This is a genomic window from Corallococcus sp. AB018 (assembly GCF_003986945.1).
GTDB lineage: Bacteria > Myxococcota > Myxococcia > Myxococcales > Myxococcaceae > Corallococcus > Corallococcus exiguus.
Map to the genome: position 1 here is coordinate 14,962 of NZ_RAWR01000025.1, position 13,160 is coordinate 28,121.

Here is a 13,160-nt window from a genome sequence, read left to right on the forward strand (position 1 = left end):
GGAGCGGGCGTGGTGATGGGAGCCTCCGGAGGCGGGAGCACGACGCTCACCCTGGCGGCTGCGGCTGCGGCTGGGGCGCGCGTGAAGACGCACCCGCGCATCGCCTACCGGAGCGACGTCCTGGGCTTCCGCCGGCTGCCCTTCACCTCCTGATGGGCTCGCCACCTCGATGCCGCCTGTGCGGCAGGCGCCTGGGCCAGTGCGACCACCCGCGCTGGCTGCCACGCCGCTGAGCCGCCCCTTCCTGCTAGTGCCGTGCAGTCCACCCGCACTCAACAACGCGCAGCATGAGCGCTTACTGCAATCAGGGCAGTGTGAAGCCTTGGGGAACGCAATATGGGCTCAGGGCGGGCTGATAGAACCAACAGCTCGTGCCTGGAGGACAATCCCCCCCATATACCCACGCCCCCTGGGCGTTACAGACCAGCCACCCACCACTGCCTGGTGCGCATGCGTATGAGATGGGCGTGCAGGCCCCCCCTACTACTTGGCCGGACGAGGCGCTTTCCTTCTGGCCGGCCTCCGTTGGCGCTCCGTAATTTGGGGTCGACGGCTGAAATGCAAGGATACCTAGGACAGCCAGCAGGATTGGGGCTGTTCGCATGATCCGCTCCTTCAGTTGCTTGGCCATTCAGCGGGGGCGAAGCGCCGTCGGCTGATGGCCATGTTGGCATATCGCAAGTGACCTCAGGCGGAGGCAGGACCGAAGCCACCAAGAGGCGAGCCCCCCGCGAGGCGCCCCTTCTTCGTGGTGCAGCTCATCCGCCGCACCAGGAAAAGCGCCCATGTCCACGCCCACCCCCGCGCCGTACACGCCTCCGCCCGAGCTCATCGCCAGTGCCGAGAAGGCACTGGCCCAGGCCAGCCCCAGCAAGCTCGCCCTCGCCCTGATGCTGTACCACTGCTACGGCAGCGTCACCGGAGGACGCTCCGCGGTGACGGGCGCCGAGCTGCGCCCGTTCGAGAAGTGCTCCACACTGGTGCGCGCCGGCTGGCTCGCGGTCGCCGAGACCATCAACACGACGGCCGCGCGTCACCGACTGGTGGCCGAGCGCGAGGCGGCCCTCACCGAGCTGTACCAGATGCCTCGCCTGCAGCGCGTGGTGGCCCAGAAGCTGGCGGGCTACGAGCGGGGCCCGGGCGCTGAGCCCGCGGCGCGGACTGTGGCCCAGGAGCTGCGCCTGTCGGAGGACGAGGTGCTGCGGCTCCACCGACAGGCGCTGAAGCGGATGCGCGAGGCACTCGACGCCAAGGGGCTCGGGCCGGAGCTGCCCGCGCGCGTCTCCGGGAAACTGCGCCAGCGCCGCGCGGCCGCGCCTCGGGATGTGCGGCCGCGCCCGGTGGGGCAGGGCGCTCAGATGGGGCTCGCGCTCCCCGCAGTGGAGTCCCGCCGCCCGTCGGCGTGGGGCGCGTAGGTGCCCACCATCATCGCGGCGAAGGCGGGCACGTGCACGGCGGCCGGGTGCAGCGGGCGCATCCTCAAGGGCGAGTACGTGGAGTACTCCGCCGCCACCGGCACGCGGCACCTGGTGTGCGCGAGCGCCGAGCAGGGCAGGCGCCCCAACCTCCGCGCTGGGCTCTGCCGGTTGCGGCGCCCAGGTGGCCCCTCGCGAGGGTTCGCTCGTGCTGAAGGAGACGACTCGCGGGACCAGCTTCCAGAAGAAGTGGCTGGTGCTGTGCCCGCGGTGCGCGTGAGCGCCGGTCAGTCCAGGTCCTCCAACTCCAGCTCCGCCTGCTGCCGGTAGAGAGGCACCACCTCCACGGCGAGCAGGTCCTCCAGCAGCTTCCGGGCCCCGGCTTTATCGCCCGCCTTCGCGAGGTCCCCAGCCAGCATCCTCGTGCGCGCCAAGCGCATGGAGCCCTCGCGGATCCGCGAGCGAGCCTCGCGCAGAAGCGCGGTCGCAGTAGCCGCGTCTTGGACGGCGGCCTGTGCATCCGGCTCAGGGATGGCCACCTCGCGCGCAGTACGCAGCAGCAACTCCCGCACGTCTGGAGTGAGCGCCAGTGCTTCGCCGGCCTCGATGCGCGCAGCGAGCGCACGCACCTCGTCCCAGTTGATGTCCTGGCTCATGCCGCTACCGGCCCTTCCGTTGCCGGAAGCATCGGTCGTGCGGCCATTCCCCCTGCTGGCCCTCACAGAGGCGGAAGCAGTCGTAGCAAGAGCCTATTCAGTCCTGATTCTGGCACTTCTCGTACTCGTTCATGCAGTAGCGCTTCCACTCCGGCAGGTCCTCGCGGGCCAGCTCCTTGGCGACCCTGGCGCCGAAGAGGATTTCCTCTGCCTCGAAGTCCGTGGCCCCGCAGCGCGTGGGGTTGCCCGGGTGCGTCTTTACGCAGCAGCTCACCGTGGAGTCCTGGGGGCCGCACTGCGCCTGGGCCAGGTACACCGCAGTGGCGCTGGGCTCGGTGTCGCTCGCCCGCGCATGGGCACCGCCACCACAGCCCGCCCCCACCAGCGCGAGCGCCGCCACGAGCATGCCCAAGAATCGGGTGTTCAAACTGCGCATGCATAGCTGTTTAGTTTCGTTTTTCTTGTGCTTCAATCCTTCTCAGGAGGGAGCCGGAGCCGCGCATGAAGGCCGGCCCCGGAGCACGCCGCCTCTACGCGATGAGCGCGGGCAGCCCGTCGGCCGGCAGCACCTTCTCGCGGTAGGCAGCGACCTCGGATGCGCCAGGGGAGACGGGCGTAACGTTGTTACGCTGCTTGGCGTCGTTCAGCGCTCTGGCGCCGCTGCTCTCACCTTTCCCAGAGGGGCCGTGAAGGGAAGTGCGCGATTCTCCAAGCCCAGGTCGGAGGGTTCGATTCCCTCCGCCTCCACAGTGAAAGAGCCTGGCAATCCAGTACGGGTTGCCAGGCTTTTTCTTTGCCGCCCCCTTCACGGTGGCTGCACGCGGGATGGCGACGGAGTCCGTGGTGGCCACCCCCATCGACGACAACGCGCCCCGACGGGTGCTCTCCACGCACGCGCGGGCACGAGCGCCGAGGGTATCGGTTCTACCGACCTCCCTGGCTGATGGCTTCCGTCGCGCCTGCCACCCAGAGGATGTGGTCGGGGAAGCGAAGGGCCAGGAGCGCTAGAGGCACCACTCCTGGCTCTTCGAGGCCATCCCCGAGCCGGCAAACTCGGGTGCAACCAGCCCTCCTGCAAACTACCTCCGACAGCAACGCCAGGCGAGGGCCTACCGGGTGATGTCATGGATGCCCCCAGCGACAACGTGGCAGCTCGGGCGCCGCGCGATCACCGTGCAGGTCCGGCGGAACTCCTGAAACGACAGAGCTCCTTCTTCAGGGCCTGGAGGGGAGGGGACCTCAGTGGATGCGCGCTGGCGTCTCCTGTTCCCGCGCCGCCGGGTATGCGCGTGGCACGGCGGCCGGGGCCTTGGGCGCGTGGGCCACGCCCTCCTCTCGGTAGCGACGCACCAGCATTTCCAGGTGCCCTCTGCCCAGGGAGGAGGGCGTAGAGTCGCGAGACATCCGCGGGGTCCTCCGGGTCGAAGCGGATGTGGAAGGCGCTGGCCAGGTCGCACGCCAGCCGCAGGTCGATGGACAGCAGTTGGGTGAATCAGCGCCCCGTGCGCAGGTCCCTGGGGGACAGCTCCTGCAGCAGCGCCCTCGTCAGCTGCCAGGAACGCAGGAAGACCGCCGCGCCTTCCTCTCGCTCCCGTGGGACGACTTCCAGTGTCTCCGTCATGGTTCCTCCTCGCGGACGCGCAGTCGCAACTGAAGGATGTGGAGACCTGGCTGGCCTGACACCCGGCCCCCTGAAGTCCCCCCCAGACTCGCGCGAGCGACCGCCGCGCGGATTGGCAAGCAGCACGTCCGTCATTTGGAGCGCTTCCAGGCCCGGACGGTAGACTCCGCCCCACTCGAAAGGGGTTCCGTCTTCCATTCCAACCCCTTGGGGAGAACCTTCGTGGCGTTGCTTCGACGTGTCCTGTGGCTCGCGGTGTCTGGAGTTGTCATCAATGGATGTGGTGGAGAAGTCCAGGCGCCCGTGCGGGAGCCGGACCTCTCCGTGAAGTCGGATGCGCTCTACTCCGAGAACGGAGTCCAACTCTGGTCGCTCACGGACCCGGTCATCCCGGTCTGCTGGCTGACGCCCGGCTACGACGTGGACAAGCAGCTCATGAAGGAGTCCCTCGCGCGCACCTGGGAGTTCGAATCCCAGGTCCAATTCACCTGGACTGAGGGGTGCCCCACCACGGGCACCGCGAAGTACGTCCGCCTCGAGTTGATACCGAGCGCGCCCCCGGATAGCGGAGGAGGCATGGTGAGCGTGGGGATGGCGGGGGCCTTTCGCCTGCCATCGCAGGGCAGGTCGGGCTACATCGACCTGCCCGGGACCAACTTCTCGGGCCGGCTCAGCCGCCTGCAATATCTCGCCTCCCACGAGCTCGGGCACGTGATGGGCTTCAACCACGAGCAGCACCGCGACGACGCCCAGTCCCCGTGCAGCGCGAATGTGAACCTCGGCCAGGCGTACACCCGCTACGACCGCGACTCGCTCATGCAGTCCATGAACGCCTGCAACAGCAATATGTCCGAGGACCTGAGCGCGTTCGACAAGGTGGGCGTGGCCAGCGTGTATGGCCCGAGGCGCTGGACCGACCAGTTCGGGACCCAGGGTGAGACCCCCGGGGAGATCCTGCGCCAGTTGGCGGACGTGGATGGGGACGGAGACGACGAGCTCATCTACTTCCACGGCAACGGCGTGCGCGTGGCCGCGGCGAACGCCTCGCAGCGGACCTTCCAGGTGGCCCAGGTCTGGCTGGCGGACTTCGGAACCAGCGCGGGTTGGAGCGGCACCCTGCATCCCCGCTCCGTCGGCGACGTCAACGGAGACGGCCTGGCCGACATCGTCGGCTTCGGCGAGAACGGCGTCTCGCTCTCCTACTCCACGGGCTTCAGCTTCACGCCGGGCGCCTTCAGCTTCGTCGGCTTCCACCACGCCAGCCCGAACTGGCCGAGCGCCCTGGCCGCGCCGCGCATGCTCGCGGACGTCAATGGCGACGGCGCCGACGACATCATCGGCTTCAACGGCAGCGGCACCGTGGTCTCTCTGTCGCAGTGCACGGGAGCCCTGTGCGCCGCGAGCACGCAGTTCGCGGCCCCCGTGGTGGCCCTGGCCGCCTTCGGCAGCTCCGTCGCGCAGGGCGGCTGGGACGGAGTGCGCCACCCCCGCCGGGTCGCCGACGTGAATGGCGACGGCAAGGCGGACATCGTGGGCTTCTCGGAGTGGGGCGTCATCGTGGCGCTGTCCACCTCCACCGCGACCACCGCCTCCTTCGCGCCGCCGGCCCTCTGGGTCGCCGACTACGGAGCGGACCCCAGCGTGGGAAGCTGGGCCACGGCGGATTACCCGCGGTACCTGGGCGACCTCAACGCGGATGGCCGCGCGGACATCATCGGGTTCGGCCATGACTACGTCTGGGTCTCGTTCTCCACCGGCACGACGTTTCTCCCGGCGCAGCGGGTCCTGAAGAACTTCACCGTCACCGGCGGAAGCTGGCAGGCCGCCTTCCCTCGCTTCATCGGAGACGTGGACCACGACGGGAAGGTCGACCTGGTGGGAAGCCGCCCGCAGGGCACCCAGGTATTCCTGGGCAAGACGTTCGACGCGAACGCCCTCGCGCCGTAGCCCCCTCGGAGTCACCGGAGCGGCGCCGTCCTCGCGAGGACGCCGCTCCGGGCAGCACTCGCGGAGCATGGGAAGGACAGGAGCCCTCTTGGGCGTAGCGGGCGGGAGCAGCGTGAGACACACGCCAGATTGGCTCCTCTCCGCGTTCACCGTCCACCGCGGCGCGGTCCATCCGGACGCGGTCAGCGCGCAGGGAGCTGCTGGAAAATCCCGGGAAATTCAATGAGCCAGGGAAAAACGCCCACTGCGTATAGGAGGGCCGGGTCTGGGCTGAGGCCCGGCCGTCAATCCATTGCATGCCTCCCGGGACCGTCATGTCATTGCGCCGTCTGTCGTTGTTGCTCGTTCCCTCTTGCGCGGCCTGGCTGGGCTGCGCGGAAGCAGGGCCTCCCTCGGATGAGGTGAAGGGTCCGGACGTCGTGTGGAGCGACCCCCGCGAAGGCACCGCGACGGTCAGCGACGGGGACCTGCTGCCGGGCTGTGGCGAACCCGACGCGGGGCCGGTGGAGCCGGACGCGGGCGTACCCGACACCTCCGTGCTGGTGACGGCCGACTCCCGCTTCCATGCGAGCACCGGCGTGACGGTGGTTCCCCAGGACCTGTCCACCCGCGACCTGGAGCTCCTCGTGCCCGACCCGAGCGGGGTGGGCTTCGACCGGCGCTCGGGCACGCCCGTGCCGGGCGGTATGCGCTTCGAGAACATCCCGGACGGGGAGTTCTTCGTCCGCTCCAACCACCTCTACTACCTGACCCGGGAGCGGCGCTTCGACCTGGGCGTCAACCGCGTGGGGCGTCCGGATGCCGTCTATTCGCCGGTCACCTACACGCCCGTGACGGCGGACCTGTCCCAGATGGATCCCTGGCAGGACTACGAGTCCATCAGCTCGCCGGGCACGCTCTTCCAGGTGGTCAGCGGCGACGTGGACCTGGCCGCGTCGCTCGACTTCACGGCGTGGCCCTCGGCCGGCACCACGTCCCATCAAGACCCGGACGCGTTCCTGACAGGCTTCACCGGCTACCCGCTGCCCGTCCTGGATCCGGCGAAGGGCGACCGGGTGTACGTCAACCAGCTCAATGCCGTGCCGTCCGGGACCCTGCCGAGCGGCGCGCCCATGGCCTACACCACGGTGACGAGCAGCCAGCACCTGCCGTCCTTCGCGTTCACGCCGGATGGCACCACGCCCCTGTCGCTGACGAGCAGCCTGCAGCCCACGCCCCGGAGCGAGTTCTCCATGGAGTGGCGCCTGTCCGAGTTCACCCGCTGGCGCGCGGACGTGAACCCGGACTCGACGCTCAGCCTGCCCATCTTCCAGGTGCTGCCCGTGCCGCACGGCCTGGAGGATGGCTGGGTGGGCTACCAGGGAGAGCTGCTCAATCTGACCCTGCCGCGCGGTGAGAACGGCGTCATCACGCGCCGGATGGCCTTCGGCAATCCCTATCCCGCCTCGTGGGGCGTGCTGGGGTACGCGACCTATACGTTCCGCGCGGGGGCCCCGGTCGTCGTGGGGGCCAGGGGGCACTACCCCACTGGCTCCATCACCGTCGTCGACCGGTTGGAGCACTTCATCGCGGGTCCCATCGTGCCGAAGATCTCACCGCCGCGGGAGGTGCGCATCGACGGCCTGGATGCCTACGTGTCGCGGTCGGTGGGCACCACCCAGCCGGTGGTGAGCTGGCGGCAGCCGGTCCTGGGCACGCCCCAGGCCTACAGCGTGACGCTCACCAAGCTCACCGATAGCTCCGTCACGCCGCCCGCGAAGCGCTTCTACGTGCCCGGTGACAGGACGTACCTGCGCCTGCCTCCCAACGCGCTGGAGCCCGCCTCCACGTACTTCCTGCGTGTGACGGCGGATGGCTCGCCGGGCTTCGAGCCCTGGCGTGCGCCCTCCATCAGCATGGAGCGGCTGCCCGGCTCCAGCGCGTCCACGTTCAGCGCCGCGTTCACCACGCCGTAGCCCGCGGAGTCCCGGGCGGGCCCGCCCGCTACCGCGCTGTCTGGCGGTGGCGGGTGAGGCACTGCGGGTGGCGCACGTCCACGGACCCGGTGAGCTTGCTGACCTGGGCTTGCAGCGCGGCGTTGCGTGAGCTGTAGACATCGCTGTTGGAGTCCGCGAAGAGCATCCGCGCTCTGGGGCGCCCCTCGCGCAGGGGCCAGGTGCGCACTCGCTTCACGTACGCCAACACCCGTCGCCTGCCTCCACACCTCCAGCACGAACGTCTTTTGGGTGGCAATGCAAGGCACACTCAGGGGCATGGGCGAACCACGTCGGAACGCCCGGTGTGGCAAGGGACTCATTCGCGTGAGAGCCCGCGACCTGGTTGTGGTTGCTGTTTCCGAGAAGCACTCGGACTTGAAATAGAGGTGAGGAGGAAATGCCGTCCCGCACGTTACTTCGAGCGGAAATGCAGAAACGCTTTCCGGAGCCCCACGCCCATCCTGGGCGCGGAGGCCTCAGCCAACGGCAAAAGGGGACAACACAATGAAGCGAGCGTCCATCGTTGTTTCGGCGGTGATGATGTCGGTCGGATTTGCCAGCACGGCCCTGGCGGCCCCCATCACCGTGAATGGCTACGTCTGCGCGGCGACGTACACCCGGCAACCCAACGTCACCTACGGCCAGGGCTACGTGGTCGTGCAGGTGAACACCGGGGCGAACTGCACAGGGAGCTTCGTCGGCAACTACTACTACCTGGGCTCGGGCGCCTCGGCCGCCGGCTACCAGTACAGCGAGGCCGAGCGCCTGGGCCTGTTCGAGCGCGCCACCCAGGCCGCCACCCAGGGCACGTCCGTCAGCCTGTACGTGGAAGGCGCGGGCATCGGCATCCTCAACACTACCTACCGCGGCAACTGACGGCGGACGGGCTATCGCGCTCCACTGACGAGTAGCCGCGCGGGGGACCGGCCTCGTTTCGGACCGGCAGAGTGATGGGAAGTGGTCGCGGGTGGGCACGTCAGCCCCCAATGTCAGGAAAGTTGTCGCCTCGGGGTTACGCGCCGAGCTGACGATGCCCTCCGCGCGCCTCGCTCACTGGCTTCGACGAGAGCATGGGAAGGACAGGCGCCCTCTTGGGCGTAGCGGGCGGGAGCAGGGCGGGAGGTGAGGGACGCTGACGGGGAGCCCATGAGCCGCACTCCGGGCCGGCGCGGAAGCCATTCATCTCGAGCAGACACACGCCAGTCCCGTACCCCGGGCGGAGGGGCTCCTACCTGGAGTCAACCCGGGAGGTGCTGTCACACCGTTGCGCTACAGTGCCCGCCGCTTCATGCCGCGTGCAGCCTTCTGCCGTCAGACAAGGAAATCCCGTGTCTTCACTGCGTTTGTCCGCAGTCCTCCCGCTCATGCTGGCGTTGCTCGCCGGCTGTGACTCCGAGCCCCCCACCAGCGTGTCCGGGTCGGGTGCGATGCAGCTGACCGTCTACACCGCCGCGGTCGTGCCCGGGGACGTCTCGCGCGTCACCGTCACCGTCTCCGGCGCGGACATGGTGTCGCTCTCCAAGGACCTGGTGCTCACCAGCGGAGCGTGGAGCGGAGTCATCAGTGACATTCCCGCGGGTCTCCAGCGCACCTTCGTGGCGCAGGCCTTCACCTCGTCCAACACCCTGCGCTACGAGGGGCGCGTCGAGGACGTCACCGTCACCGCCGGCGCCACGGGGCTGGTGACCCTCACCCTGCAGGATGTCTCCGCCCCACCGCCCTTCACCAACGAGGCGCCCATCCTCGACTCCCTGTTGGCCACGCCCACCACCGTGGCCCCGGGGGGCAGCGTCACCCTGACGGCCACGGCGCATGATCCCAACGCGGGTGACACCGTGAGCTTCTCCTGGGCGGCTCCCTCGGGCAGCTTCTCCGCGCCCACCTCGGCCAATACCACCTGGACGGCACCCACCCTGCAGGGCCCGGTGACCCTGGTGCTCACGGTGAGCGACTCGCGCGGCGCGACCCTGTCGGTGAACCTGACCTTGAATGTCTCCGCGGGCAGTGGCGCGAGCACCGTGAAGGCGGATTTCAACGTCGCGCCCAAGGTGGTGACCCTGACGTCCACCCAGTCCTATCTGAACGTGGGCGTGCAGACGGCGCTGTCCACCTTGGCCACCGACGCGGACGGTGACCCGCTCAGCTATCAGTGGAGCGCCACCTGCGCGGGCAGCTTCACGGGCGCGAGCACCGCCACCGCGACCTTCACGCCCTCGGCCCAGCCCACGGGGGCGTGCAACAACTGCCAGCTGAACGTGGTGGTGAAGGACGGCCGCGGGGGACAGAACACGGGCAGCTTGATGCTGTGCGTGTCCAAGGACGCCGTCGTGCGTGCACCGCCGACCATTACCCGCGCCACTCAGTCGAGCCAGACGGCCACGGCCGGCCAGGTGCTCACCTTCGAGGTGAACGCCACGGATCCCGCGGGCCTGGCCCTGAGCTTCACCTGGGCGGCCAACGTGGGCACGAGCGGCACCCCGAGCACGGGGGCCAGCGGCAGCATCCTCACCTGGACGGCGCCCTCGTGTCTCAACACGGGCGTCACCCCGACTCTCGTCGCCACGGTGGGCAACACCCTGGGCCTGAAGGCGACCCAGAGCTTCACGGTGACGGGACTGCCGGCGTGCCCCTCGGCCTTCTGGGCCGCGGCGAACTCCATGTTCAACGCCCGCACCGGACACGTGGCGGTCCTGCTGGGCAATGGCAAGGTGCTCGTCCCGGGGGGACGCAACAACATCTTGGGCCACATGGCGAACTCGGAGCTGTACGACCCGACCGCGGGCACCTGGAGCTCTGTCAGCCCCATGCCTTCGGATCGCTCCCGACATGCGGCGGTCCTGCTGGGCAATGGCAAGGTGCTCGTCTCGGGGGGAAGCAACAGCACGGGCTATCCGGCGGCGTCGATGCTGTACGACCCGGCCACGAGCAGTTGGAGCACCTCCGGCTCCATGTTCTCCCCGCGCTACCAGCACACGGCGACGGTGCTCTCCAATGGCAAGGTGCTCGCCGCGGGGGGATGGAACTCCAGTGGCCTTACGTCGGCGACGGAGCTGTACGACCCGGCCACGGGCACCTGGGCCTCGAGCGGCTTCATGGTCGTCTCGCGCGATGTCCATACGGCGACGCTGCTCTCCAATGGCAAGGTGCTCGTCGCGGGGGGGAGCAACAACGTCAGCTACCAGGCGACGGCGGAGCTGTATGACCCTGCCACGGGCACCTGGAGCGCCACCGGCTCCATGACCTCGGCGCGCGGCTATCACGCGGCGACGCTGCTGCCCAATGGCAAGGTGCTCGTCACGGGGGGCGCGGGCAGTAGTGTCCTGGCGACGGCGGAGCTGTATGACCCGGCCACGGGCACCTGGAGCGTCACCGGCTCCATGTCCGCGCCGCGCAACTCCCACACGACGACGCTGCTGGCCAATGGCAAGGTGCTCGCCACGGGGGGATGCTGCACCAGTGGCGCCGGCCTGGCGACGGCGGAGCTGTATGACCCGGCCACGGGCACCTGGAGCGCCACCGGCTCCATGGTCCAACGGCGCCTCGAGCACACGGCGACGCTGCTGGCCAATGGCAAGGTGCTCGTCCTGGGGGGATTCTCCGCCCTCGAAACCAATGCCGAGCTGCGGGCGGCGGACCTGTATACCCCCTGAATCCCAACCGGCTCGGGTGCCTGAGGTGGCGGCGGGGCTTTCCCCGCCGCTCACTGGAGGGCGAGGGGCGTCAGTCCGCGCCCTTGATGCAGGCCACGGGCTTGAGGCGCCTGGCCCCTTTCGCCAGGTTCGCCATCTCCACTGTCTCCAGCACGTCGTCGAGATTCTTGTAGCAGGGCCCCGACTCGTCCAGCGGCGTCACCCGCGTGTTGAGGAGGATGCCCGACTCGGTAGCCATGCATCTCAAGCAGACACACGCCAGCCCCGCCCAGCCGCCTTCCCAGGCGGGACGCGGCAGGGGCCTGGCCCTCTTGGCCCTGGCGGCTTGACCTTCAACACCTCGCGGCCTGGAGTGGCGGCAGATGCGCGCGACCCATGCCGTGACCGAAGAGCTCAGACGCACCCTGAAGGCGCGGAGTGACCCTCGCCTCGCCGAGGCGACGCGCCGCTACTTCCCCACGGACATCCGTGCCCTTGGGGTCCGCAACGCGGAGGTGCGGCGCATCGCTGATGCGTTCATCCAGGAGAGGGGCCTGTCGCCCGAGGACCGCCTGGCGGTGACCGAGGCGCTGCTCGCCCGGGCGACCCATCACGAGGAGGTGCTCCTGGGGTTCGCCGTGGTCCGCAAGGTGGTCGGGCGCTCGTTCGACGAGTCGCTGCTGGACCGCTTCCGGTACTGGTTGGAGCACTCCGTCTGGAATTGGGCCCAGTGCGACGACCTGTGTCTGACGGTGCTCTATCCGTTCTTCCTCACCCGGACGCCCGCGCTTACCCGAATCCAGCACTGGACCAGCTCCCGTTCCCCCTGGTGTCGGAGGGCGGCGAACGTCGCGCTCGTGAAGTTCGTGAGCCGCAGGATTCGATCCTCCAGGTACATGCTGCCCCTCGAAGTGATTCTCGGAAATGCACACCGGTTGCTATCGGACCCAGAGCCGTATGTGCAGAAGAGCGTGGGGTGGCTGCTGAAGGCCGCGGCGGACCACCACCGGGAGGCGGTGGTGGCGTTCATCCAGGAGAACATCTCCAGGATGCAGCGGGACACCCTGCGCTATGCCATTGAACGGCTGGAGCCGGAGCAACGGAAGGCGCTGCTGGCGCTGGAGTACAAGACATCCTGAACTCGCGGCGCGTCCTCGATGCCTCGGCAGGTGCGTGACTGCCTGAACGGTCCGGACAAGGTCCGGCTGCTGATACTTCCCTTGACCGAGCCAGGGGCTGTCTGCGGTTGCAGGAGCGTGCCCGCGTCACCGTGAGGGATAGCTTTCCTGGTTCTGCCGCCGCTGCTGCTCCTGCTGGCGCTGCTGCTCCTCATACTTCGCATTGCTCTCCGCTTCGGCGGCTCGGCTCTTCTCCAGGGCCTCGGAGGCGTCACGCGCGACGATGGGCGCGAGCTCTTCCAGTCCCGCGACCAGGACCGGGAAGGGCACCGCTTCCGTGTCCACCAGGATGGACCATTCGTCCTTCACCGATGAGCGTTCCGCCTTGAACGAGAGTGCGTCATGCGACCACTGCTCGGGGAGCACCACCTTCGCGCTCCTGGGAACGAGGCCCTTCGCATCGCAGGACGTGATGAAGACGTTTCGCCGGTGCATCTGCCGGTGATGGGATCGGGTCCACTGGTTGTATTCGATGACACACGCATCGACCGTGCGCAGTTGGGCCTGCACCGAAGCGAGCGCCTTCCGGTTTCCGACGTCGGTCTTGCCCGCGCCGTTGCCGAGCAGCTTCAACGCCGCGAAGACGCCGCCACCCATCGCCAGTACCACGCAGCCGAGCATGAGGAGGATCCTGGCCCCACCCGACTTCGAAGCAGCTTTCTGACTCATGGCGCGACATCCTAGCAGTGCGCGCCTTCGCGGGGAGCAAGCCGTGGTAGGTGGCTTCGCTTCAGACCT

General features: G+C 68.7%; 14 protein-coding genes. 8 read left to right on the forward strand and 6 right to left on the reverse strand.

Features of this window, described 5'->3' with window-relative positions:
- Positions 1 to 15 precede the first annotated feature (15 nt).
- The 3 genes from D7Y11_RS44175 to D7Y11_RS08210 all read left to right on the forward strand — a co-directional run bounded on the left by D7Y11_RS44175 (position 16) and on the right by D7Y11_RS08210 (position 1,745).
- Entirely contained in the window at positions 16 to 153 is a 138-nt protein-coding gene (locus D7Y11_RS44175; RefSeq protein ID WP_233604829.1) for a hypothetical protein, read from the forward strand.
- 632 nt (positions 154 to 785) lie between these two features.
- On the forward strand, positions 786 to 1,415 hold the full coding sequence (locus tag D7Y11_RS08205) for a hypothetical protein (protein WP_120579502.1): 630 nt from the start codon (positions 786 to 788) through the stop codon (positions 1,413 to 1,415).
- Positions 1,416 to 1,745, forward strand: a complete 330-nt coding sequence (locus D7Y11_RS08210; protein ID WP_233597302.1) for a hypothetical protein — start codon at positions 1,416 to 1,418, stop codon at positions 1,743 to 1,745. It begins immediately after the preceding gene.
- On the opposite strand, the gene D7Y11_RS08215 is transcribed toward D7Y11_RS08210, so the two are convergent.
- The 3 genes from D7Y11_RS08215 to D7Y11_RS44930 form a co-directional block, all read right to left on the reverse strand.
- Complete coding sequence (locus tag D7Y11_RS08215) at positions 1,703 to 2,071, reverse strand: DUSAM domain-containing protein (protein WP_120579501.1); 369 nt, start codon at positions 2,069 to 2,071, stop codon at positions 1,703 to 1,705. The genes D7Y11_RS08210 and D7Y11_RS08215 overlap by 43 nt on opposite strands.
- Before the next feature lie 97 nt (positions 2,072 to 2,168).
- Positions 2,169 to 2,498 (reverse strand): hypothetical protein, encoded by a 330-nt coding sequence (locus tag D7Y11_RS08220; protein ID WP_233607234.1) that lies wholly within the window; start codon positions 2,496 to 2,498, stop codon positions 2,169 to 2,171.
- Between the two features lie 1,065 nt (positions 2,499 to 3,563).
- Positions 3,564 to 3,692, reverse strand: a complete 129-nt coding sequence (locus D7Y11_RS44930) for a hypothetical protein (RefSeq protein ID WP_255431037.1) — start codon at positions 3,690 to 3,692, stop codon at positions 3,564 to 3,566.
- Between the two features lie 222 nt (positions 3,693 to 3,914).
- Here D7Y11_RS44930 and D7Y11_RS08225 point away from each other — a divergent pair, with 222 nt between their 5' ends.
- The gene (locus D7Y11_RS08225; protein WP_158624509.1) at positions 3,915 to 5,639 is read left to right on the forward strand and encodes an FG-GAP-like repeat-containing protein; all 1,725 of its coding nucleotides are present in this window, start codon (positions 3,915 to 3,917) and stop codon (positions 5,637 to 5,639) included.
- A 314-nt stretch (positions 5,640 to 5,953) separates the two neighbouring features.
- Positions 5,954 to 7,594: a hypothetical protein gene (locus D7Y11_RS08230; protein WP_126933405.1), complete on the forward strand. Its 1,641-nt coding sequence runs from the start codon at positions 5,954 to 5,956 to the stop codon at positions 7,592 to 7,594.
- 28 nt (positions 7,595 to 7,622) lie between these two features.
- Here the strand turns inward: D7Y11_RS08230 and D7Y11_RS44180 are convergent, their stop codons facing one another.
- Positions 7,623 to 7,811: a DUF1615 family protein gene (locus D7Y11_RS44180; protein WP_233597308.1), complete on the reverse strand. Its 189-nt coding sequence runs from the start codon at positions 7,809 to 7,811 to the stop codon at positions 7,623 to 7,625.
- Positions 7,812 to 8,119: 308 nt separating this feature from the next.
- Between D7Y11_RS44180 and D7Y11_RS08240 the strand changes: the two genes are divergently transcribed.
- Entirely contained in the window at positions 8,120 to 8,491 is a 372-nt protein-coding gene (locus tag D7Y11_RS08240; RefSeq protein ID WP_120579498.1) for a hypothetical protein, read from the forward strand.
- Between the two features lie 452 nt (positions 8,492 to 8,943).
- Positions 8,944 to 11,265, forward strand: a complete 2,322-nt coding sequence (locus D7Y11_RS08245) for a kelch repeat-containing protein (RefSeq protein ID WP_233596669.1) — start codon at positions 8,944 to 8,946, stop codon at positions 11,263 to 11,265.
- Positions 11,266 to 11,335: 70 nt separating this feature from the next.
- On the opposite strand, the gene D7Y11_RS08250 is transcribed toward D7Y11_RS08245, so the two are convergent.
- Positions 11,336 to 11,503 (reverse strand): RtcB family protein, encoded by a 168-nt coding sequence (locus D7Y11_RS08250; protein WP_233596668.1) that lies wholly within the window; start codon positions 11,501 to 11,503, stop codon positions 11,336 to 11,338.
- 124 nt (positions 11,504 to 11,627) lie between these two features.
- Between D7Y11_RS08250 and D7Y11_RS08255 the strand changes: the two genes are divergently transcribed.
- Positions 11,628 to 12,383 (forward strand): DNA alkylation repair protein, encoded by a 756-nt coding sequence (locus tag D7Y11_RS08255; RefSeq protein WP_126933406.1) that lies wholly within the window; start codon positions 11,628 to 11,630, stop codon positions 12,381 to 12,383.
- Between the two features lie 126 nt (positions 12,384 to 12,509).
- Here D7Y11_RS08255 and D7Y11_RS08260 read toward each other — a convergent pair whose 3' ends face one another.
- Positions 12,510 to 13,091, reverse strand: coding sequence for a hypothetical protein (locus D7Y11_RS08260; RefSeq protein ID WP_126933407.1), 582 nt, complete (start codon positions 13,089 to 13,091; stop codon positions 12,510 to 12,512).
- Between the last annotated feature and the right edge of the window lie 69 nt (positions 13,092 to 13,160).

Coding starts and splice junctions, on each gene's coding strand:
- D7Y11_RS08205 (WP_120579502.1), top strand. CDS start 786: ATGTCCACGCCCACCCCCGCGCCGTACACGCCTCCGCCCGAGCTCATC.
- D7Y11_RS08255 (WP_126933406.1), top strand. CDS start 11,628: ATGCGCGCGACCCATGCCGTGACCGAAGAGCTCAGACGCACCCTGAAG.
- D7Y11_RS08215 (WP_120579501.1), bottom strand. CDS start 2,071: ATGAGCCAGGACATCAACTGGGACGAGGTGCGTGCGCTCGCTGCGCGC.
- D7Y11_RS08250 (WP_233596668.1), bottom strand. CDS start 11,503: ATGGCTACCGAGTCGGGCATCCTCCTCAACACGCGGGTGACGCCGCTG.
- D7Y11_RS08230 (WP_126933405.1), top strand. CDS start 5,954: ATGTCATTGCGCCGTCTGTCGTTGTTGCTCGTTCCCTCTTGCGCGGCC.
- D7Y11_RS44930 (WP_255431037.1), bottom strand. CDS start 3,692: ATGACGGAGACACTGGAAGTCGTCCCACGGGAGCGAGAGGAAGGCGCG.
- D7Y11_RS44175 (WP_233604829.1), top strand. CDS start 16: ATGGGAGCCTCCGGAGGCGGGAGCACGACGCTCACCCTGGCGGCTGCG.
- D7Y11_RS08260 (WP_126933407.1), bottom strand. CDS start 13,091: ATGAGTCAGAAAGCTGCTTCGAAGTCGGGTGGGGCCAGGATCCTCCTC.
- D7Y11_RS08240 (WP_120579498.1), top strand. CDS start 8,120: ATGAAGCGAGCGTCCATCGTTGTTTCGGCGGTGATGATGTCGGTCGGA.